We start from the raw sequence: 19,742 nt of genomic DNA, 5'->3' as shown, positions 1-19,742 counted from the left end.
CGCACGGCAGAGGGGCGAGATAGGTTTAGTCCGCACAACCCACACGGATCGAGGGGGCCGCCGTCATGCGCAATCACCGTTCCCACTGTCTGGCCGCACTTCTGACTCTGGTGCTGTGCACCGCGTTCCTCACCGCCTGCGGCTCCACCTCCGGACCGTCCGCGCCCACCAGCGCGCAACCGTCGGTAGGGCCGCAGATCACCGTGGTCCCGGCCGACGGGGTGGCCGCGGTCAAACCGCTCGATCCGGTGTCGGTCGACACCACCGGCGGCACTCTCGAGTCGGTCACGATGACCAACGACGAGGGCCGGGTCATCGACGGCATCTTCACCCCGGACCGCGTGTCGTGGAAGCCGGGCGTACCCCTCGGCTACGGCAAGACCTACACCCTGGTGATCACCGCGGTCGGCGATGACGGCGCCCGTAGCGATCGAACGAGCACATTCACCACCGTGCGGCCCGGCAATCAGACCAAACCCTCGTTCCTGACGACCGGGGGCAACCTCCTCACCGACGGCGGCACCTTCGGCGTCGGCATCGTGATCGTCACCCATTTCGACGAGCCGATCACCGACCGCGCAGCCGCCGAACGGGCACTGAGCGTCGAAACGACGCCGCCGGTGTCGGGCTCCTGGTATTGGGCCGACGATCAGAATGTGCACTGGCGCCCGCAGAACTATTACGAACCCGGCACCAAGGTCACCGTCCGCGCGAATGTCTACGGAAAACCTCTCGGCGAGGGTCTGTTCGGTCAGGAGGACGCGACCACCTCCTTCACCATCGGAGACGCCCACATTTCCGTGGCCGACGACACCACCAAGCAGATCACCGTCACCGACAACGGCGAGGTGGTCCGCACCATGCCGACGTCGATGGGCATGGGCGGAAGTGAAGTCGTCGGCGGCCAGACCCTGACGTTCTGGACCCAGCCGGGCATCTACACCGTGATCGACAAGGCCAACCCGGTGGTGATGGATTCCTCCACCTATGGGCTCCCGGTGAACTCCCGCCTCGGCTACAAGGAGTCGATCAACTTCGCAACCCGCATCAGCACCGACGGCATCTACCTCCACGAACTCGCGGACACCATCTGGGCTCAGGGCAACACCAACGTCTCGCACGGATGCCTGAACCTCAGTCCCGAGAACGCCCGCTGGTTCTACGACTTCTCCCGCCCCGGCGACATCGTCGAGGTACGCAACACCGGCGGCGCTCCCCTGGAGCAATGGCAGAACGGTGACTGGAGCGTGCCCTGGGATCAGTGGCTGGCGGGCAGTGCGCTGCGCTGACGCTTCGACGTGGCAGTTCGTGCAGCGCCGCCGGCTGCCGGCGCCTCCGTGGCCGTTTTCGGGCTTTCCGGTGTCGTGGTACCTGCAGTGTCGGGCTCCGTCGGCACCTCAGTTTTTCCTTGGCCGGGCTCGAGTTGGTGCAGTAGCAGGGCGGTACCGCCGGCCGCCGCGACGAGAGGCCACTCCACCACGCCGGTCAGCGCGACCGCCCCCATCGTCATGACGGCTGCTGGAGTGGAATGGCTGCCGCGACGAGCGCCCTCGACTGCCCCCTCCCCGGCCCCCTTGACAGTGCCGACGACGCTACCGATCGCGGCACCACCGATCGCACCGAGAGTGGCCGTTGCGGCGTCACCGGCTCCGGCGACCACCCGAACGGTGTTGTGAACGATGTTCATGACATTCACCAAGTTTCGCGACAATCCTCATGTCGCTGATCGATCCGAATAGGACTTTTCCTGAGTACCCCGCTCCTGTTTCGGTGAACACGCTGACCGGCAGAAAGATGACTCACTTCCGGATGTCGGGCGGTGATGACTTCCCGGGAAGAGCGCCGCGGCGGATGTCGCCAGGCGCGGGAAGCGGTGCCGGGTCGCGGATGCGTTGGGCGGAGTCCAGCAACCAGGGGATGCTGGTGACCATCACACCGGGCGTGTACAGCAGTCGGCCCTTGAGGCGTAGTGCGCTCTGATTGTGCAGAAGGTTTTCCCACCAGTGCCCGACGACGTATTCGGGAATGTAAATGGTGATCACCTTCCGGGGGCTGTCGCGACGTATCGTCTTGATGTAGTTGATGATCGGGCGGGTGACTTCGCGGTAGGGGGAAGCCAGCACCTTGAGCGGCACCGGAAGGTCGTGCTTGGACCATTCCTTCTGTAGGCGGGGCGTGTCGTCGCTCTGCACGGTCACGGCCTCGATGATCGAGGGCTGAGTTGCGCGGGCGTAGGCGAGGGCGCGAGCAGCAGGTTTGTGTAGTTGCGAGATCAAGACAATGGCATGCACCTCGGACGGCAGATCGAAACTGTCCTCCTCGAGGACGAGCGCGGCCGACACACGATCGTAGTGCCGGCGGATGCCCTTCATCAGAGCGAAAAGGATCGGCATCGCGATGACCACCAGGTAAGCGCCCTGGGTGAACTTCGTGACGGTCACGATGATCAGCACCAGCCCTGTGAGCACACAGCCGATTCCGTTGACGGCACGTCGCAGGTGAATCCTGTGCCGCTCGGCGCGATCCGGTGTGGTGCGCAGGAGGCGGTTCCAGTGCCGGACCATCCCGGCCTGACTGAGAGTGAAGGAGGTGAACACCCCGAGGATGTACAGCTGGATCAGGTGCGTAACCGAGGCGTCGAAGATGACGATCAGGGTGCCGGCCGCGAGGGCCAGCAGAATGATGCCGTTGCTGAACGCGAGCCGGTCACCGCGGGTATTGAGCTGGCGGGGCAGGTAGCGGTCGCGGGCAAGTATTGAGGCAAGCAGCGGAAACCCGTTGTAGGCGGTGTTCGCAGCCAGGATGAGGATGAGCACGGTGGCTGCCTGAATATAGAAGAACCCCACATTGGTGCTTCCGCCGAACACCGCGGCGGCGATCTGAGCAATCACTGTCCGCTGCGGATCGGTCGCACAATCTCCGGCGAACCCGATGAGGTCGCAGGTGTTCTCCGCGATTCGGACCTTGCTGATGATGGCCAGTGCGGTGACACCGGAGAACATCACGATCGCGGTGGCTCCCATTGCGACGAGAGTTTTCGCGGCGTTGGCGCTCTTGGGTTTGCGGAACGCAGGCACACCGTTGGAGATCGCCTCGACCCCCGTCAACGCCGTACAGCCGGAGGAGAAGGCGCGCAGGGCGAAGAAGATCAGTGCGAGGCCGGTGAGTCCCGAGTGTTCGGCTGTGATCGTGTAGGCGGCGCTCTCCGCGACGGGTGGATCGCCGAACGCCGCCCGGATCAGCCCGGTGACGATGAGCACGACGACGCCGGCGATGAAACCGTAGGTTGGTACAGCGAACGCCTTGCCCGACTCGCGGACCCCGCGCAGATTGATCGCGGTCAGCAGGACCACGAAGCCCGCCGCCAACGCCACTCGATGCTCGTTCAGGGACGGGGCGGCGGAGATGAGGTTGTCGACCCCCGCTGCCACCGACACCGCCACCGTCATCACATAGTCGACGAGCAGGGCGCTGGCCACGGTAAGGCCCGCGGACGGTCCCAGGTTGCGGTTGGCGACCTCGTAGGATCCGCCGCCGCTGGGGTACGCGAAGACCACCTGCCGGTACGAGAGAACAACCACCGCGAGGAGCACCACCACCGCTGCACCCAGGTACGGCGTGAGGTAAAGGTACGCAAGCCCACCGAGCGACAGGATCAGCAGAATTTCCTGGGTCGCATACGCCACGGACGACAGTGGGTCGGACGCGAAGATCGGCAGCGCCAGCCGCTTGGACAGCGACTGCTCGCCGAGGCGTTCGCTCCGCAGCGCACGGCCGAGGATCAGCCGACGAGCCGCGTGTACAGCTTTGGACACTGCCGAAGCGTACGTCCTCGGCACACGGTTCCGGCGGCTCTTCTAGCCGAGTGGCTCGATCCGGAAGACGGCACACCGGGGCGCGGCGGCTTCGAACGCTTCCGGCGACGCATTCTCGACCGTTCCGGCCTTCAAGAACATCGAGACGCCATGTGGCATCTTGACCGGGAACTCCCGCAGGATCGGTCCCCGCTCGGACACCGGCAGGGCCACGAGCCGCACCTGCTCGCTGTGACGGCCACGGGTCAACGTTCCCCGGCCTGCCGCCTCCGCATTTCTTGCCCAATCCGATCGGGCATATCCGGCGACCACGTACCTCGAGCCGTCTACCTCGTAGGGTGACACCGGCGTCGACCGCGGCTTACCGCTCTTTCGCCCGGGAACGGTGAGCGTCGGCATCGGCATGGCGATCCCCAGGTGATGCAGACCGATGATCACCTTGTTGACCCAGGGCAGGTACCACGGAGGCTTCACGGTGTCGGGCGAGTGTTCCATGTCGTTCGGCCTCCACTGATGGTGTACCGCGCGGGCAGAAAGAAAACTGGACGGTTTGGTACTCGCAAGTAGTGCAAGATCAATCGTAACCTGCACGGCGCAATGCAATTCCCGGCGAGGTCGTGTGCTCCACAGCGATCAATAGCGAAGGAAGCTTTCATGGGCATGCGCGACACAGTCAACGGTGCACTCGAAGTAACGCGCCTCGCCTTCGACGCAGCCGCTGCCGTCGCATCCGTTGTCGTCGCCATACCCATTGCGTTCGCCATCGGCGAGGCCACCACCATGGCGCGGGCCGTCCGAGGTGACATCACCCCCGCTGCAGCCGATCGGTCGGCCGACGGCAGTACACGTCTGCACAGCGCATCGGACATCGCCCCCGCTCCACTCGTCCTCCGAGGCGACGCCTACCGCGAGAACCGACCGGCACGCGTCGGCTCCATTCGGCGAGACAGCTGACTCGTCGCCACTCTTCGCGCGCTACGGCGTGCAACCCTTGAGTGCCCGCAATCGACAGTGCTTGCCTTCTCTGTGAGGACGATCACTATCGAGAGGAGCTCAGGGATGAGCATCGAAGGCAAAGTCGCTCTGATCACGGGAGCGGGGCAGGGTATCGGGCGGGCAATCGCGTTGCGTTTAGCAGCGGACGGCGCCGACATCGCACTCGTCGATGTCAACGGCGACCGTCTGCACGCGGTGGCCGACGAGATTCGGGCCGTGGGGTCGAAGGCGATATCCGTAGTTGCCGATGTGACCGACCGAAGCCAAGTCCAGTCCGCTGTCGATCAGGCCGAGCACGAATTGGACGGCTTCGACATCATCGTCAACAATGCGGGAATCGCGCAGGTGAATCCCCTCGCAGACGTGCAGCCCGAGGAAGTGTCGCGAATCCTGGCGGTCAACGTCGAGGGCGTGTTGTGGGGTATTCAAGTCGCGGCAGCCAAGTTTCGGGCGCGGGGGCACGGCGGCAAGATCATCAACGCATCGTCGATCGCCGGTCATGAGGGCTTCGCGATGCTCGGCGTCTACTCGGCGACGAAGTTCGCGGTCCGCGGGTTGACGCAGGCCGCGGCCAAGGAGTATGCGGCCGACGGCATCACCGTCAACGCCTACTGTCCCGGGGTCGTCGGTACCGACATGTGGGTCACCATCGACGAGCGGTTCGCGGCCCTCACCGGCGCTCCGAAGGGTGCGACGTTCGAGAAGTTCGTCGGCGGTATCGCGCTGGGCCGTGCCCAGACTCCCGAGGACGTCGCGGCCTACGTCTCCTATCTGGCGGGACCTGATTCCGACTACATGACCGGGCAGGCGGGCCTGATCGACGGCGGGCTGGTGTACCGGTAGACCACCCCCCTGTGAGTACTTATTAACCTGCGGCGGTTAATAAGTACTCACAGGGGGGTGCGGGCTGCCACTACTGCCGGCGACACCGAATGCGGCAACAGCCGGGTACGGTCGTCGGGTAGGCGCACGTCCAGCGCCGCAGCCTCGTCGAACCGATAGGGCTGTCCCAGAACAATTCCGGGAAAGTGGCGACGCAGACGCGACATCTCGGCTCGCACCGTCATCGCACGACCGCTGTCGCCGAACAGGTCATCGGCCAACTGCGCGGCCGTGCGGCCGTCGCGACTCCGGGTGAGGAGAAAGAGGATCTCCGCATGTCTGGGTGTCGGCTCGTGCACCCAGGAGCCGAAGGCGCTGTGCACGTGCACGATCGGATGTTGCGGCCGAGCGAGGTCGAGCCGCACGAGCGTCCGCGGCGTTGCCTCGCGATCCGAGTTCCCGACCGGGCGCACCAACCACCCACCGGGAAGCGGTTCGACGTCACACGAGCCGAGGTCGGGCATCCATGCACGACCCGGGGTCATGTCGTCGGGCAACAGCAGTCGCGGACGGAACGGCGACGACTCGATAGCGGCCGTCCATCCGTCACTGTCGACTGCCAGGGCGGGACCGGACATTCGCGACAGCATCGGCGCCGCGACAGCCCGCAACCGGTCGAGGTGCTCCCGGTGCGTCTCCCGCAGGTGCGATTCGGCGAGGCGCGCGACCGCGTCGACGAGTGCGAGTGTGGCCGGGTGCACGGTGCCCACGGGACCGCTGACGTCGACGACACCGAGGACACGGCCCGTTCGGGGATCGCGAATCGGCGCTCCGGCGCAGGTCCACGCGTGATGACTGCGCACGTAATGCTCGGCCGAGAAGATCTGCACGGGTCTGCGTGAGGCGAGCGCAGTGCCGATACCGTTGGTGCCGACGCTCTCCTCCGCCCAGGTTGCGCCCTCGACGAAGCCGAGCCGATCGGCCCGACCGAGTGCCGACGACGATCCTCTGCGCCACAACACAACCCCGTGGTGATCGGTGACGACGAGAATATTGTCACCGCCGTCGACCACCGCGTCCAACCCGTGAACGAGGTGGTCGAGCACGTCGACGAGCCCGGACTCGCGGCGGCGCGTGTCCAGTCTCGACGGCGTGATCCGCGGGGTAGGCGGCGCCGACTCGGGGTCAATGCCCAGCTCCCTCAGCCGCCGCCACGAATCGTCCACCACCTCCCGGGGTCGTGCAGGGGATTTGTCTCCGGACATCGTGGCCTCGTACACGGCCGCGAGAATCCGCGCATACCCCACCGGATCTTCTCCCGCACCCACCGCCGGTTCGGCGGTCCGGCGTCTTGAAGCACCGCGTCGTGTGGAGGTCACCGCGACGGGTCCACGAGCACCTTCATCTTGGTGCCGGCGTGTAGGGCTTCGAAGCCATCTTCGACCACGCTGTCGAGGGCGATGGCGCTGACCCATCCCGTGGTGTCGTACTTGCCTTCCGCCATCAGGGCGATGACCGCCTCGTAGTCGGCCGACGTGTAACACAGCGAACCCTGGATGCGCGACTCGTTCATCACCAGATTCAACAGTGGTGTCTCGAGCGGCTTTTCGTAAATTGCGACACTGACCATGGGCTTACGGGCGCCCACGCAGGCAAGTGCGGTTTCGACGGACGGCTGCACACCCGCGGCGTCGTAGGCGGCGTCGGCTCCGCGGCCCTCGGTGGCGTCGCGGACATAATCGGGAACGTCCACTGCGGTGGGATCGAGGGTCTTTGCGCCCAGCGCCTCGATCGCGGCGCGGCGGGTCGGTGACGGTTCGACGACGAGGACGTCGTCGAGCCCCTTGCCGCGCAACGCGAACCACAGACCGATTCCGATGGGTCCGGCGCCGAAAACCATCGCGGTGTCACCCGGACGGACGTCGCCCAGGGTCGCTGCGTGATAGGCAACGGACATCGGTTCGACGAGGGCGCCGAGCTCCAGCGACACATTGTCCGGCAGCGGGTGGACCATGTCGGCTGGCACCACCGTGTACTCGGCCATGCCGCCGTCCGACATCAGACCGTGGAATCCGATCTGCTGGCAGATGTTGTAGTTCCCGGCCGCACACGGGGCGCAGTGCCCGCAACGGTAGATCGGTTCGATCGCGACCCGGTCGCCCACCGACGTGCCGGTGACCCCCTTGCCGACCTCCGTGACCGTGCCCGAGAACTCGTGACCGAGGACCAGCGGCATCTGCTGTCCGGTCAAGGCGTGCCGCTCGGTGGGGATGAAGATCGGCCCGGCGTAGTACTCGTGCAGGTCGGTTCCGCAGATGCCGTTGAAGCCGACCTTCACCTTTACCTGCCCCGGCCCGGCCTGAGGTTCGGGCACGTCGGCGATCTCCACCTTGTTCGGGCCGTAGTACACAGCTGCGCGCATCGTTCACTCCCGTCGTTCCGGCACCCTGCCGGTATGCACTGAGTTGTATGTGACCTGGCCCACAAACCGGAAGGGTTGCAGCGCGTTGCAGCGGCTACTGCCCGCAACCCTGCCGCGCCCTGTGTGATCCAGCTCATAGTTGCCGCGACATTGCACGCATTTCCGACGAAGGAGCACGACATGACGGCAACCCTGAGCCCGTCCTCGACAAGCGCGCCACCGAAAAGATCCCCGTCCTGGGCGGTGATCGGCCTGGCCAACCTCGCCGTTGTCACGGCTGTAGCAGTCGCTACCTGGTATCTGCTCGCAGATCCGCAGATCAGTCCGTGGAACTTCTACCCGCTTCCGTTCAATGCGGCACTGTTCTGGGCGATCCTGTTCATTGTCTTCATCGGCTTCAACTGCGAGTTCGCAGGCTTCGACCGACTGGGCCAACCGGCGCGAGGGATCGCAATCCTCGGCACGACGGCAGTGCTCGCCGTGGCGGTCACGTGGCTCCTCGCGAACGGACTCGGCCGGCTGTTCCCCGACTTCGCCGCGGACCGCGGCGACGGACTGGGGTACTTCGCCGGGGCCCTGTTCGTGCTCTTCGGCTTCGGGACGTGGGTGATGGCCGTCCTGAATTGGAAACACTGGCCGTGGACCACACTGGGACTGCGTCAACCACTGGTCGGCCTGTGCGAGATCGCCTTCATCGCCGTCCCGACGCTGGCGCTGTATCTGGTTCTCGGATTGCCCTCCGTCTCGCTGTCGGCGACGGACCCGCTGATGTCCATTGACACAGTCCTCGGATGGTTCTATTCGATCGTCGTCTCCGTGATCCTGACGGGGCAGACGCTGGACAACTGGCCGTGGCGCATCTTCGGCGGTGAGCGCAATCCGCGAGCGGTGGCCCTTGCCTCGACGGTCGGGAACGTCGTCCTCGGAACTGCGATCTACTTCGTGATGGTTCCGCTGGTCGAGATTCTCGTCGGCACCGTGGCCACCGCAGAACTGGGCGATGCCATCCATCAGTTCCCGGCCCAGCTCGGAGTGTGCTGGGCATTCTGGATGATTCTCTGGGCCAACGCGTTCGGCAACCGGCCCACCCGTTTCGGTGACGGCAGAAATCTGCCGCTGCGGGCGGCGCTCACCTTCGGACTCGCCGTTGTCACCTTTCTCGTCTACTACCGGTTCGCCGCCGAGCACGTTCTCCACGAGCCCGTGGTCGCCGGTGACCTGCATGGCAACGCACTCGGGTTCCTCGACTGGCTGGTGCTGTGGACCCTGCTGTACGTCGTCGGGTTCCAGTCCTTCGGCCTGCGGCGGTGGGCACCCTCCGTGGCCGGGTCGTGATTGCAACACGCTGCAACGCTGTTGCCCCCGCCCGGAACGGAGTGTGCTGTGAGTCACAACAGAGAAAAGGAGAGGTCCATGACACAGACTGTCCAGCCGCCCGCGGTCCAGACATTCTCGACGCCTCAGGAACGGGTCGACCTGTGGTTGGCTGATTTCGAAGCGGCTCTCGCTGCGCGGGACATCGAACGCGCTGCGGGCATGTTCGCGGTCGACAGCTTCTGGCGGGATCTGGTGGCATTCACCTGGAACCTCAAGACGGTCGAGGGACGCGACGGCGTCGCCGCAATGCTGCAGGCACGACTCGACGACACCGAGCCGACGAACTTCCGCACCAGCGAGACCCCGGTAGAGGCCGACGGTGTCACCTCCGCATGGATCACGTTCGAGACCGCCACGAGCCGCGGAAAGGGCCACCTGCGGCTCAAGGGCGACGAGGCGTGGACGTTGCTTACCACCATGCAGGAGCTGAAGGGACACGAGGAGCCCCGCGGAACGAAGCGTGTGAAGGGCGCAGTCCACGGCGCCGGCGGAGACACCCTGAGCTGGACCGAAAGGCGAGAGCTCGAGGAGAAGGAACTCGGCTACACGCAGCAGCCCTACGTACTGATCATCGGCGGCGGCCAGGGCGGCATCGCGCTCGGTGCCCGCATGCGTCAACTCGGTGTGCCTGCCATCGTGGTGGACAAGAACGAGCGACCCGGTGACCAGTGGCGTAACCGGTACAAGTCACTGTGCCTGCACGACCCCGTCTGGTACGACCACCTGCCCTACATGCCGTTCCCCGACAACTGGCCGGTGTTCGCCCCGAAGGACAAGATCGGCGACTGGCTCGAGATGTACACGAAGGTAATGGAGATCCCGTACTGGGCGTCCACCACCTGCACCTCCGCCAGGTTCGACGAGGAGACCAAGGAATGGACCGTCGTCGTCAACCGTGCCGGTGAGGAGGTCGTGCTCCACCCGAAACAGCTGGTGCTGGCCACCGGCATGTCGGGCAAACCCAGCGTCCCGACGTTCCCCGGCCAGGACATCTTCAAGGGCGAGCAGCACCACTCGAGTCAGCACCCGGGTCCGGACGCCTACGCGGGCAAGCGCGTCGTCGTCGTGGGCTCCAACAACTCGGCCCACGACATCTGCAAGGCGCTCTACGAGAACGGCGCCGACGTCACGATGCTGCAGCGTTCGTCCACGCACATTGTGAAGTCGGAATCTCTCATGGATCTCGGCCTCGGCGACCTCTACTCGGAGCGGGCCCTCGCGGCGGGCATGACCACGGAGAAGGCCGATCTGACGTTCGCGTCGTTGCCGTACAAGATCATGCACGAGTTCCAGATCCCGATCTATCAGAAGATCGCCGAACGAGACAAGGAGTTCTACGACCGGCTCGAGAAGGCGGGATTCAAGCTCGATTTCGGTGACGACGGCTCCGGCCTGTTCATGAAGTACCTGCGCCGCGGGTCCGGCTACTACATCGACGTCGGCGCCTCCGAACTCGTCGCCGACGGCAGCATCCACCTCGTCTCCGGACAGGTCGATCGACTCACCGAAACCGCCGTGGTCCTGGGCGACGGAACGGAACTGCCGGCCGACCTGGTCGTCTACGCCACCGGTTACGGTTCCATGAACGGGTGGGCCGCGGACCTCATGGGCCAGGAAGTGGCCGACAAGGTCGGCAAGTGCTGGGGCCTCGGCTCCGACACCACCAAGGACCCCGGCCCGTGGGAGGGTGAGCAGCGCAACATGTGGAAGCCGACGCAGCAGGAAGCTCTGTGGTTCCACGGCGGCAATCTGCATCAGTCGCGGCATTACTCCCTGTATCTCGCCCTCCAGATCAAGGCACGGTACGAGAAGATCCCGACGCCGGTCTACGGATTGCAGGAAGTGCACCACCTCAGTTGATCCGACCCCGTGTCTGATCGGCCCCGTGTCGGGCGCCCCGCATCACACCGGTGCGGGGGCGCCCGATTTCCCGTTCTCGACCACCTACGGAGAGTTGCCCGCCCGATGCTCCACGCCCTCGTCGCTTGTTTCCTCTTCCTCACCGGACGATGGCTGTCCGCGCCGATCAGTAGCTCGATTACTGCACTGGCACAGGCGCGGACGGTAACGCGGTGGGTTGCTCTCACCTCGTCCTGCAGTAACACTCCCGTCGATTCTCCCGATCACTGACCGTGAGTACTTATTAACAACCCGTGGTTGAGAAGTACTCACGGGGGCGAAGCCGCAGAAGGGAGGACCACCGATGTACTCCTTTGCCGATCGCGGTGCCGTTCCGGGAACGGTTGTCCTCCTTCCGAGCGCCGAATCCTGGCTCGTCAAGTACCTACGCTCGGCGGGAATGCACGTGCAGCCCGGTTCCGCCACGCTCGACGGAGCAGATGTCGTGCGGCGTGCCGACGTGGTGATCGTCGACGCCCGTTCACGAAACCTCGAGGCACTGGACACCATCCGAGTTCTGCGTGTTTTCGGAGCGAGAACGGGCATCCTTGTCGTCGACGAGTTCGCGAACGAGGAAACGCGGTGTTCCTACTTCGAGGCGGGCGCAGACGACGTGATGTGTGTTCCCGCCAACGTCGACGAGGTTGTCGCGAGGCTTCGTGCTCTCCTCCGACGACTGGGGCCGTCTCGCTCGTCGTCGAATTCGTCTACCTCGTCCGGCATCTCCGTGGACACCGACAATGCAGTGCTCAACGTCGGCCGTGCCCGCATCGCGCTGAGTAGAACAGAACTCGACGTGCTCGTCGCTCTCGCGGGCAATGCCGGCCGCGTAGTCCGCCGGGGCCAACTGTTACAGGAAGTGTGGGGGCTGCCGGAGGGTTCCAAGTCGAACGTCCTCAACACGTGTGTCTATCTACTACGCCGCAAATTCGAATCTCACGGGGCACCGGACGTCATCGAAACGGTGCGCGGCGTCGGTTTCAGACTGAAATCCGAGACCGACGAGCACCCGGCTCCGACACAACTTGCCCACAGCAGCCGAAACACCTGCGCTGACACGGGATACACGTTGTCGGATGCGGTGTGAGTTACGGCCCCGTAGTGCATTGAGCATTCGATGCGGGCACCCTGACTCACTGCATCCAGCGTTCGACCTTATTGCGACGTCCGTCCGCGAGTTCTCGCCGGAGAAGGTTCATCGCGGCGTGCTGAGTGAGCAGCACAGTCTCGGTCGAGGTACCGAGAAGCCGGGCCACCTGCTCGACCGGCAACTGATGAGCGAGCCGCAGGCGCAGCACCGTCCGGTACCGCTCGGGTAGTGCGTCGAGGAGCGTCGACGGCCGGGTTGCGCTCTTGTCATCGATGGTCACCACGGCTCGCCTTTCGCTCGTCGAAGTCGCTTCACTGTGCCGGGCCCGATGTCCCGTGGGGAAGGGACCGGCGTCCCGATCAGCCGGGATGTTGCGCGGACGGCAGGGGTGACACCCATCGAACAGAGCACGATAAGGGGAGACAGTGGCGAACTGCCGACGAACTCAGGACAGGTGGTGGGGTTCCGGGTCGGTCTTGTGTGTCCAGTCGGCGCCCACCTCGTCTTGGTCGCCGGCCTGATTGCCGTGCCGCCCCTTCGCTCGCGCGAGCGAGATGACGACAGACTTCGAGGTAGGGCAATTGCTGCCCAGCGCCGTCGAGTCCAGCGGCACCAGCGGATTGGTCTCCGGATAGTAGGCGGCGGCGGAGCCGCGCGGGGTGTCGTAGTCGACGATGCGGAAGTTCTGCGCGCACCGGACCCGCTCGTCAGCGTCCCAGCGCGTGAAGAGATCGACCATGTCGCCGTCATCGAATCCGAGCGCCGCGATGTCGTCGCGGTGCATGAAGATGACGCGGCGGCCACCCTCGATGCCCCGATAGCGGTCGCTGTACCCGTAGATCGTGGTGTTGAATTGGTCGTGGCTTCGCAGGGTCTGCAAGATCAGATGCCCCGGCGGCACCTGCAGGACCTCGATCGGGGACACCGCGAACTCTGCACGACCCGAACGCGTTTCGAAGGTTCGGGCGTCACGCGGCGGGTGCGGAAGGATGAAACCGCCCGGACGTCGGACGTTCACCTCGTACCCCTCGCATCCGGGCACGACGCGGGAGATGTGCAGCCGGATGTTCGCGTAATCCTCTCGCATCCCCTTCCAGTCGATTCCGTAGCGGTCACCGATGGTGGCTTCGGCAATGCGCGTCACGATGCCCACTTCCGACTCCAGGTGTGGACTGGCCGGGTCCAGCGGACCCCGCGACGCGTGAACCGAGCACGTCGAATCCTCGACCGAAACGAATTGCGGACCGGACGCCTGAAAATCCTTCTCAGTGCGTCCCTTCGTCGGCAGAATGAGCGCCGTCTCCCCACACACCAGGTGCGAACGATTGATCTTCGTGGAGATGTGCACGGTCATGCGCGTCTTGCGGAGCGCCGCAGCGGTCACCTCGGTGTCCGGGGCGGCCTGAACGAAGTTGCCGCCCAGTCCGAGGAAGAAGTGCGCCTTGCCGTCGCGCATGGCACGGATCGAGTCGACGGTGTCGTACCCGTTCGCGCGCGGCGGATCGAAACGGAACTCCTTCTGCAGGGCATCGAGAAAATGCCCGGGCGGACGCTCCCAGATACCCATCGTCCGGTCACCCTGCACGTTCGAATGCCCGCGAACCGGAAACAGTCCGGCACCACGCTTCCCGATATTACCCTGGGCCAGTGCGAGATTGGTGATCTCCTTGATGATGGCCACGGAGTTACGATGCTGGGTGAGTCCCATCGCCCAGCAGAACACGGTGGCGTCGGAGTCCCGAAGCAACGTGGCGGCGTCGGTGATCTGCTCCCGGGACAGCCCCGTCGTCTCGGTGACAACGTCCCAGTCGACTGCGGCGACATGCTCTTTCCACAACTCGAAGCCGATCGTGTACTGGTCGATGAAAGCGTGATCGAGCGCATCCCATTCGACGAGCAGCGAACCGAATGCCTGAAGCAAGGCGAGATCCCCGTTCAGTGCGATCGGCAGGTGCATGTCGGACAGGTCGGTACCCGATCCCACCATGCCGCGTGGGGTCTGCGGATTCTTGAAGTTGACCAGACCGGCCTCACGGAGCGGATTGATCGACAGGATCCTCGCACCGTTCTGCTTGGCCTTCTCCAGCGCCGACAACATCCTCGGATGATTCGTGCCCGGATTCTGGCCCTGCAGCACAATCAGTTTCGCGTCGTACACGTCCTCCATCACCACACTCGCCTTGCCGATTCCGATCGACTCCTGAAGGGCGATGCTGGTGGATTCGTGGCACATGTTGGAACAGTCGGGCAGATTGTTCGTACCGAATGCGCGAACGAAGAGCTGGTACGCGAACGCCGCCTCGTTGGACGCCCGACCGGACGTGTAGAAAATGGCCTTGTCCGGGCTGTCGAGCGCCTTCAACTGGCCGCCGATCAGGGCAAACGCGTCGTCCCAGTCGATCGGTTCGTAATGCGTCGCCCCGGGCCGCTTCACCATGGGGTGGGTGATCCGCCCCTGCTGCCCCAGCCAGTGTTCGCTGTGACTGTCGAGGTCGGCAATACTGTGCCGGGCGAAGAATTCCGGAGTCGCGCGGGACCGGGTCGCTTCCTCCGCAACCGCCTTCGCGCCGTTCTCACAGAATTCGGCTTTGTGCCGATGACCCGGGTCGGGGTCCGGCCACGCGCAGCTCATGCAGTCGAATCCCTCGGCCTGATTGAGGCGCAGCAGAGTCTCGGCCGTCCGCCTCATGCCCATATGTTCGAGCGAACGTTTCATCGACACTGCGACGGCGGTGGGGCCGGCGGCATGATCCTCTTGGGGTCGAATTTCGAGGTCGGCCTCGTCGTGGTCGCGGCCCTCATCGTGGTGACGCATGGTCAGTCTCCCGTCACGGCTCGACGTTCTTCCTGTCATCGTATTCGCGCGGCGCGGCATCGGCTGGAGAAAGTGGGCATCGTCAACCCAGCCTTGACGGACGCTATGCGTCAATCTACCGTTGACGCATGACGAAAATACGACTCGACGACCTCATCGACGGAATCCGCTCCGGATACCCCGATCAACCCCTCGAACAGTTGACGGCTGCGGTCTTGACCGCCGAGCACCTCAACGAAATATCCGACCACCTGATCGGCCACTTCGTCGATCAAGCGCGGCGTAGCGGTGCGTCGTGGACGGAGATCGGCGGCTGTATCGGCGTCACGAAGCAAGCCGCCCAGCAGCGGTTCACACCCAAGGGCAGTGCCAACATGTTCGCGCGTTTCACCGAGAAGGCCCGGCAGGCGGTGGTCCAATCGCAGGAGGAAGCTCGGGCGCAGCGCCTGTCCGAGATTCAGTCGGCGCATCTCCTGCTCGGCATGCTGTGCGCGCCCGACAGCCTCGCGATGCGGGCGCTCGCCGACCAGGGCTTCACACCTCAGGCAATCCGGGAAGCCGCGGAGGCAGACCTAGCTGCCGGGCCGGCCGACACCGAATCCCCCGCTCTGATCCCCTATGCGGCAGGCGCGAAGAAGGTGCTCGAATTGTCCACCCGCGAGGCGCTGCGATTGGGCCACAACTACATCGGAACGGAACACATGCTGCTCGCGTTGATGGCCGACGAAACGGACAATCCGGGTCCGCTCCGCCGCCTCGGCGCCGACACCGATGCCGCCGAGCGATTCCTGCTGACGGCGCTCGGCGCAGCGGAAGCGAAGGAATAGAGCCGCTTCCGATCAGCAGTCGGCCGGTCGGGGATTCCACCCACCGCCGGCGTTCACTCGACGAAGGCGAGTCCTCTTTCCTCGAGAGCGCCTTCAAGGATTCGAACAGCTTTGGGACCCACGCCATGCATGGCGAGCAGTTCTCGACGACTGCGAGCGGCCACCTGCGCCAGGGTGGTGATGCCCGCCTCGAGCAGGGCGCTGTTCGCCGGACGCCCGATCGGAGGAAGGTCGCCTATCTGTGCCGGAACATCGCGGGTGCTCATTCCGACACGGTACCGAAGTCACACCGTCCGATACGGGCATCGCGTCGACGAGTTCGTGCGTGACTCGAGCTGCGTGTCAGAAGTTCCCGCGTGCGGCCTGTTCTCGCTCGATGGCTTCGAAGAGGGCCTTGAAGTTACCGATACCGAAACCGAGGGAACCGTGGCGTTCGATGAGTTCGAAGAACACGGTAGGACGGTCGACGAGTGGTTTGGTGAAGATCTGCAGCAGATACCCGTCCTCGTCCCGGTCGACGAGGATCCCGCGCTTCTGCAGCTCCTCGATCGGGGCACGCACGTTCCCGATCCGGGCCCGCAGCTCCGGATCCTCGTAATACGAATCCGGGGTGGCCAAGAACTCGACACCCTCGGCGGTCAGCTGATCGACGGCGGTGAGAATGTCATTGGTGGCCAACGCCAAATGCTGGGCACCGGGACCACGATAGAAATCGAGGTACTCATCGATCTGCGACCGCTTCTTCGCGATCGCCGGCTCGTTGAGCGGGAACTTCACCCGATGATTGCCGTTCGAGACGACCTTGCTCATCAGCGCGGAGTAGTCGGTGGCAATGTCCTCGCCCACGAACTCCGCCATGTTGGTAAAGCCCATCACCCGGTTGTAGAACCCGACCCACTCGTCCATCTTGCCCAATTCGACGTTGCCGACCACATGATCGAGGGCCTGGAACAACCGTTTCGGGGCGCCGTCCCGTTTGCGGTGCGTGGAGGCGCGTTCGACGTAGCCGGGCAGGTAGGGACCGGTGTAGCGGCTGCGGTCGACGAGGGTGTGCCGGGTATCGCCGTAGGTGGCGATCGCCGCCAGTCGAACGGTGCCGTGCTCGTCGGTGACGTCATGGGGCTCGTCCAGAACGGCCGCACCCTGCGCCCGGGCATGCGCAATGCACTTGTCGACATCGGGCACCGCCAGCGCGATGTCGACGACACCGTCGCCGTGGACGCGATGATGCTCGATCAACGAGCTGTCCGGGTCCACGGCACCCTTGATCACGAACCGGACCGCCCCGGATTCGAGAACGAAACTGTGGTGATCGCGGTTACCGGTGGTCGGCCCGGAGTAGGCGACGAGAGTCATCCCGAACGCCGACTGAAAATAATGCGCGCTCTGGGTGGCATTGCCCACCACCCACACGACCGCATCCCAACCACTGACCGGAAACGGATCCGCAGCCGAGTCGTATTCCACCAGACCCACCAACTGCCTGAGCTGATCGAGATCGAGATCCGCCAAACGTTCCTTGTCGGTAAGTGTCTGTTCGATCGTCATCGGAGTCTTCCTCTTTCGTTGGCCGGTGAGCCGGGATTGTCGCCTGCGTCACCACGAAAACCCACTCCGCCGTCGTAGGCAACCGAGCCAGGAGTTCCTAGCCGCAGTGCCACTTTCGAGGAGCAAATCACGCGATTTGTTATACAGTCGGACTAGCTGATCGACCTCGGAGGTGGTGTTCGCATGAAGGATGCCGTGCAGCTGGACGAGCTCGATTTCGCGCTGCTCGACGCCATGCACGCCGACCCGAAGGCGGGAGTGCTGGAGCTGTCGCGTCGAATCAAGGTGGCCCGAGCCACCGTTCAGGCGCGGGTACGCAAGCTCGAGGAGTCGGGCATCATCGCCGGTTACGAGCCGCATATCGACATTTCGGCTGCCGGTTTCGACGTGCAGGCATTCGTCACCCTGGAGACGGCGCAGGGCGCACTCGACTCGGTGACGTCGGAGCTCGAGTCGATTCCCGGTGTGCTCGAAGCTTTCGCGACCACCGGTTCGGGCGACATCCTTTGCCGGGTCGCGGCCCAATCACATCTCGGTTTGCAGCAGACATTGATCGATCTGAACAAATCGAGCGTCGTCGCGCGGTCCACGAGCGTGATGGTGCTCTCCGTGATCGTTCCGTATCGGTCGATGCCGCTGTTGCGCACCCTCGACCGTCGCGGTTCGGCGAAGGCTCCCGCGTACCGGGCCACCGATCAGCACGCCGATCGCTGAGTTTGCTGGGCACGTTGCCTAGAAAAACACCGAATACCTGTCGTGGTGATGTTCATCCTGGCTACGTGCTGCAGGGCTGCTTGCGGCATGGGAGTGGCGCCCGCCACAGTGATCGCCGTAACAGCGGGTGCTGATCGAGGGAACGGCTCGATCGCACTGCTGCCCGGCCGCCCGACTCCCGAAAGAAGCCATGAAGAACCTGCTCACCCGATTCGAAGAAAAGGCCCCCGAGATCGTCTTCGAGTGGCACGACACCGAGACGTCCGCCCGCGGATGGACGGTGATCAACTCCCTGCGTGGGGGCGCTGCCGGCGGTGGAACCCGGATGCGGCGCGGCCTGGACCGCCGGGAAGTGGAGTCCCTGGCCAAGACGATGGAAGTGAAGTTCACCGTCTCCGGGCCCGCCATCGGCGGCGCCAAGTCGGGCATCGACTTCGATCCGACGGACCCCCGCAAGGACGAGGTGTTGCGACGCTGGTTCAGGGCCGTCACCCCGCTGCTGAAGGCGTACTACGGCACCGGCGGCGACCTGAACGTGGACGAGATGGCTGAGGTCGTCCCGATCACCGAGAGCTACGGGCTCTGGCACCCACAGGAAGGTGTCGTCAACGGACACTTCGCGGCCAGCGACCGGGAACGGGTGCAGCGGGTGGGGCAACTCCGGCTCGGTGTCGCGAAGGTGGTCGAGGATCCGCGCTTCACCCCCGACCCGCAGGCCAAGTACACGGTGTCCGACCTGATCACCGGCTGGGGCGTCGCGGAATCGGTACGCCACTACTACCGCGTCTACGGCGGTGAACTCACCGGCAAGCGGGTGATCATGCAGGGCTGGGGCAACGTCGGGGCCACCGCCGCCTACTACCTGGCCCAGTCCGGCGCCCGCATCGTCGGAATCATCGACCGCAACGGCGGGGTGTCGAACACCGACGGGTACGACTTCGAACAGATCCGCGATCTGTTCCTCACCAGGTCGGGCAACGAGCTGAACGCTCCCGGCGCTGTGCCGTTCGCGGACATCAACGAGACGATCTGGAGCGTCGGCGCGGAGGTGTTCCTGCCTTGCGCGGCGTCCCGCCTGGTGACACGCGACCAGGTGGACCGGTTGATCGACGGCGGCCTCGAAGTGGTGGCGAGCGGGGCCAACGTGCCCTTCGCCGACGACGAGATCTTCTACGGCCCCACCTACGAGTACGCCGACAAGAGCGTGGCAGTGGTGCCCGACTTCATCGCCAACTGCGGCATGGCCCGAGCGTTCGCTTTGCTGATGGAGGGCGACATCGAGGTGTCCGACGACGCCATCTTCGGTGATGTGTCCACCACGGTGGCGACGGCGCTCGAGCGGTGCCACGCGCGATCACAGCAGCCGACCGGGATTGCCGGTACCGCCTTCGAGATCGCTCTCGATCAGCTCGTCTGA

At 64.7% G+C, this 19,742-nt stretch carries 18 protein-coding genes; 9 read left to right on the top strand and 9 right to left on the bottom strand.

What is annotated here, in order from left to right; all coding sequences use genetic code 11:
* Positions 1-65: 65 nt before the first annotated feature.
* On the top strand, positions 66-1,289 hold the full coding sequence (locus ACH49N_RS11335) for an Ig-like domain-containing protein (RefSeq protein WP_358272376.1): 1,224 nt from the start codon (positions 66-68) through the stop codon (positions 1,287-1,289).
* Here the strand turns inward: ACH49N_RS11335 and ACH49N_RS11330 are convergent.
* The 3 genes from ACH49N_RS11330 to ACH49N_RS11320 form a co-directional block, all read right to left on the bottom strand.
* A complete protein-coding gene (locus tag ACH49N_RS11330) occupies positions 1,259-1,687 on the bottom strand; it encodes a hypothetical protein (RefSeq protein ID WP_358272377.1) in 429 nt (142 codons plus the stop codon). The genes ACH49N_RS11335 and ACH49N_RS11330 overlap by 31 nt on opposite strands.
* A gap of 112 nt (positions 1,688-1,799) precedes the next feature.
* Positions 1,800-3,815 carry an APC family permease gene (locus ACH49N_RS11325; protein WP_358272379.1) on the bottom strand — a complete coding sequence of 672 codons (2,016 nt, stop codon included), beginning with the start codon at positions 3,813-3,815 and terminating at the stop codon, positions 1,800-1,802.
* Positions 3,816-3,857: 42 nt separating this feature from the next.
* Positions 3,858-4,310, bottom strand: a complete 453-nt coding sequence (locus ACH49N_RS11320; protein WP_358272380.1) for a nitroreductase family deazaflavin-dependent oxidoreductase — start codon at positions 4,308-4,310, stop codon at positions 3,858-3,860.
* A gap of 159 nt (positions 4,311-4,469) precedes the next feature.
* On the opposite strand from ACH49N_RS11320, the gene ACH49N_RS11315 reads away from it, so the two are divergent.
* Positions 4,470-4,769 (top strand): hypothetical protein, encoded by a 300-nt coding sequence (locus ACH49N_RS11315; RefSeq protein WP_358272382.1) that lies wholly within the window; start codon positions 4,470-4,472, stop codon positions 4,767-4,769.
* 105 nt (positions 4,770-4,874) lie between these two features.
* Positions 4,875-5,654 (top strand): acetoin reductase, encoded by a 780-nt coding sequence (locus ACH49N_RS11310; RefSeq protein WP_358272383.1) that lies wholly within the window; start codon positions 4,875-4,877, stop codon positions 5,652-5,654.
* Positions 5,655-5,701: 47 nt separating this feature from the next.
* Here the strand turns inward: ACH49N_RS11310 and ACH49N_RS11305 are convergent, their stop codons facing one another.
* Positions 5,702-7,012 (bottom strand): GAF domain-containing protein, encoded by a 1,311-nt coding sequence (locus ACH49N_RS11305; protein ID WP_358272384.1) that lies wholly within the window; start codon positions 7,010-7,012, stop codon positions 5,702-5,704.
* A complete protein-coding gene (locus ACH49N_RS11300) occupies positions 7,009-8,055 on the bottom strand; it encodes a 2,3-butanediol dehydrogenase (RefSeq protein ID WP_358272386.1) in 1,047 nt (348 codons plus the stop codon). The genes ACH49N_RS11305 and ACH49N_RS11300 overlap by 4 nt, the downstream gene beginning before the upstream one ends.
* 180 nt (positions 8,056-8,235) lie before the next feature.
* Here ACH49N_RS11300 and ACH49N_RS11295 point away from each other — a divergent pair, with 180 nt between their 5' ends.
* The 3 genes from ACH49N_RS11295 (at position 8,236) to ACH49N_RS11285 (ending at position 12,418) form a co-directional block, all read left to right on the top strand.
* Positions 8,236-9,390, top strand: a complete 1,155-nt coding sequence (locus ACH49N_RS11295; RefSeq protein WP_358272387.1) for a hypothetical protein — start codon at positions 8,236-8,238, stop codon at positions 9,388-9,390.
* Between the two features lie 78 nt (positions 9,391-9,468).
* Positions 9,469-11,292 (top strand): NAD(P)/FAD-dependent oxidoreductase, encoded by a 1,824-nt coding sequence (locus tag ACH49N_RS11290; RefSeq protein WP_358272388.1) that lies wholly within the window; start codon positions 9,469-9,471, stop codon positions 11,290-11,292.
* Positions 11,293-11,635: 343 nt separating this feature from the next.
* Positions 11,636-12,418 (top strand): response regulator transcription factor, encoded by a 783-nt coding sequence (locus ACH49N_RS11285; RefSeq protein WP_358272390.1) that lies wholly within the window; start codon positions 11,636-11,638, stop codon positions 12,416-12,418.
* 46 nt (positions 12,419-12,464) lie between these two features.
* Here ACH49N_RS11285 and ACH49N_RS11280 read toward each other — a convergent pair whose 3' ends face one another.
* Both ACH49N_RS11280 and ACH49N_RS11275 read right to left on the bottom strand, forming a co-directional pair.
* The gene (locus tag ACH49N_RS11280) at positions 12,465-12,701 is read right to left on the bottom strand and encodes a sigma factor-like helix-turn-helix DNA-binding protein (protein ID WP_358272392.1); all 237 of its coding nucleotides are present in this window, start codon (positions 12,699-12,701) and stop codon (positions 12,465-12,467) included.
* Between the two features lie 165 nt (positions 12,702-12,866).
* Positions 12,867-15,236, bottom strand: a complete 2,370-nt coding sequence (locus ACH49N_RS11275) for an FdhF/YdeP family oxidoreductase (RefSeq protein ID WP_358272393.1) — start codon at positions 15,234-15,236, stop codon at positions 12,867-12,869.
* Positions 15,237-15,364: 128 nt separating this feature from the next.
* On the opposite strand from ACH49N_RS11275, the gene ACH49N_RS11270 reads away from it, so the two are divergent.
* Complete coding sequence (locus ACH49N_RS11270; protein ID WP_159923074.1) at positions 15,365-16,063, top strand: Clp protease N-terminal domain-containing protein; 699 nt, start codon at positions 15,365-15,367, stop codon at positions 16,061-16,063.
* Positions 16,064-16,116: 53 nt separating this feature from the next.
* Here ACH49N_RS11270 and ACH49N_RS11265 read toward each other — a convergent pair whose 3' ends face one another.
* On the bottom strand, positions 16,117-16,329 hold the full coding sequence (locus tag ACH49N_RS11265) for a hypothetical protein (protein WP_159923072.1): 213 nt from the start codon (positions 16,327-16,329) through the stop codon (positions 16,117-16,119).
* A 76-nt stretch (positions 16,330-16,405) separates the two neighbouring features.
* Positions 16,406-17,611, bottom strand: coding sequence for a 4-hydroxyphenylpyruvate dioxygenase (gene hppD / locus ACH49N_RS11260; RefSeq protein ID WP_358272395.1), 1,206 nt, complete (start codon positions 17,609-17,611; stop codon positions 16,406-16,408).
* A gap of 183 nt (positions 17,612-17,794) precedes the next feature.
* Here hppD and ACH49N_RS11255 point away from each other — a divergent pair, with 183 nt between their 5' ends.
* Together ACH49N_RS11255 and ACH49N_RS11250 are read left to right on the top strand one after the other, a co-directional pair.
* Positions 17,795-18,325, top strand: a complete 531-nt coding sequence (locus tag ACH49N_RS11255; RefSeq protein WP_250767085.1) for an Lrp/AsnC family transcriptional regulator — start codon at positions 17,795-17,797, stop codon at positions 18,323-18,325.
* A gap of 190 nt (positions 18,326-18,515) precedes the next feature.
* Positions 18,516-19,742 carry a Glu/Leu/Phe/Val dehydrogenase gene (locus ACH49N_RS11250; RefSeq protein ID WP_213577535.1) on the top strand — a complete coding sequence of 409 codons (1,227 nt, stop codon included), beginning with the start codon at positions 18,516-18,518 and terminating at the stop codon, positions 19,740-19,742.

Origin of the sequence: Rhodococcus sp. NPDC019647, assembly GCF_044389235.1 — a bacterium.
Taxonomy (GTDB): domain Bacteria; phylum Actinomycetota; class Actinomycetes; order Mycobacteriales; family Mycobacteriaceae; genus Rhodococcus_F; species Rhodococcus_F oxybenzonivorans.
Note: the sequence above shows the minus strand (reverse complement) of the source record. Positions and strands in the feature narration are given on the sequence as shown.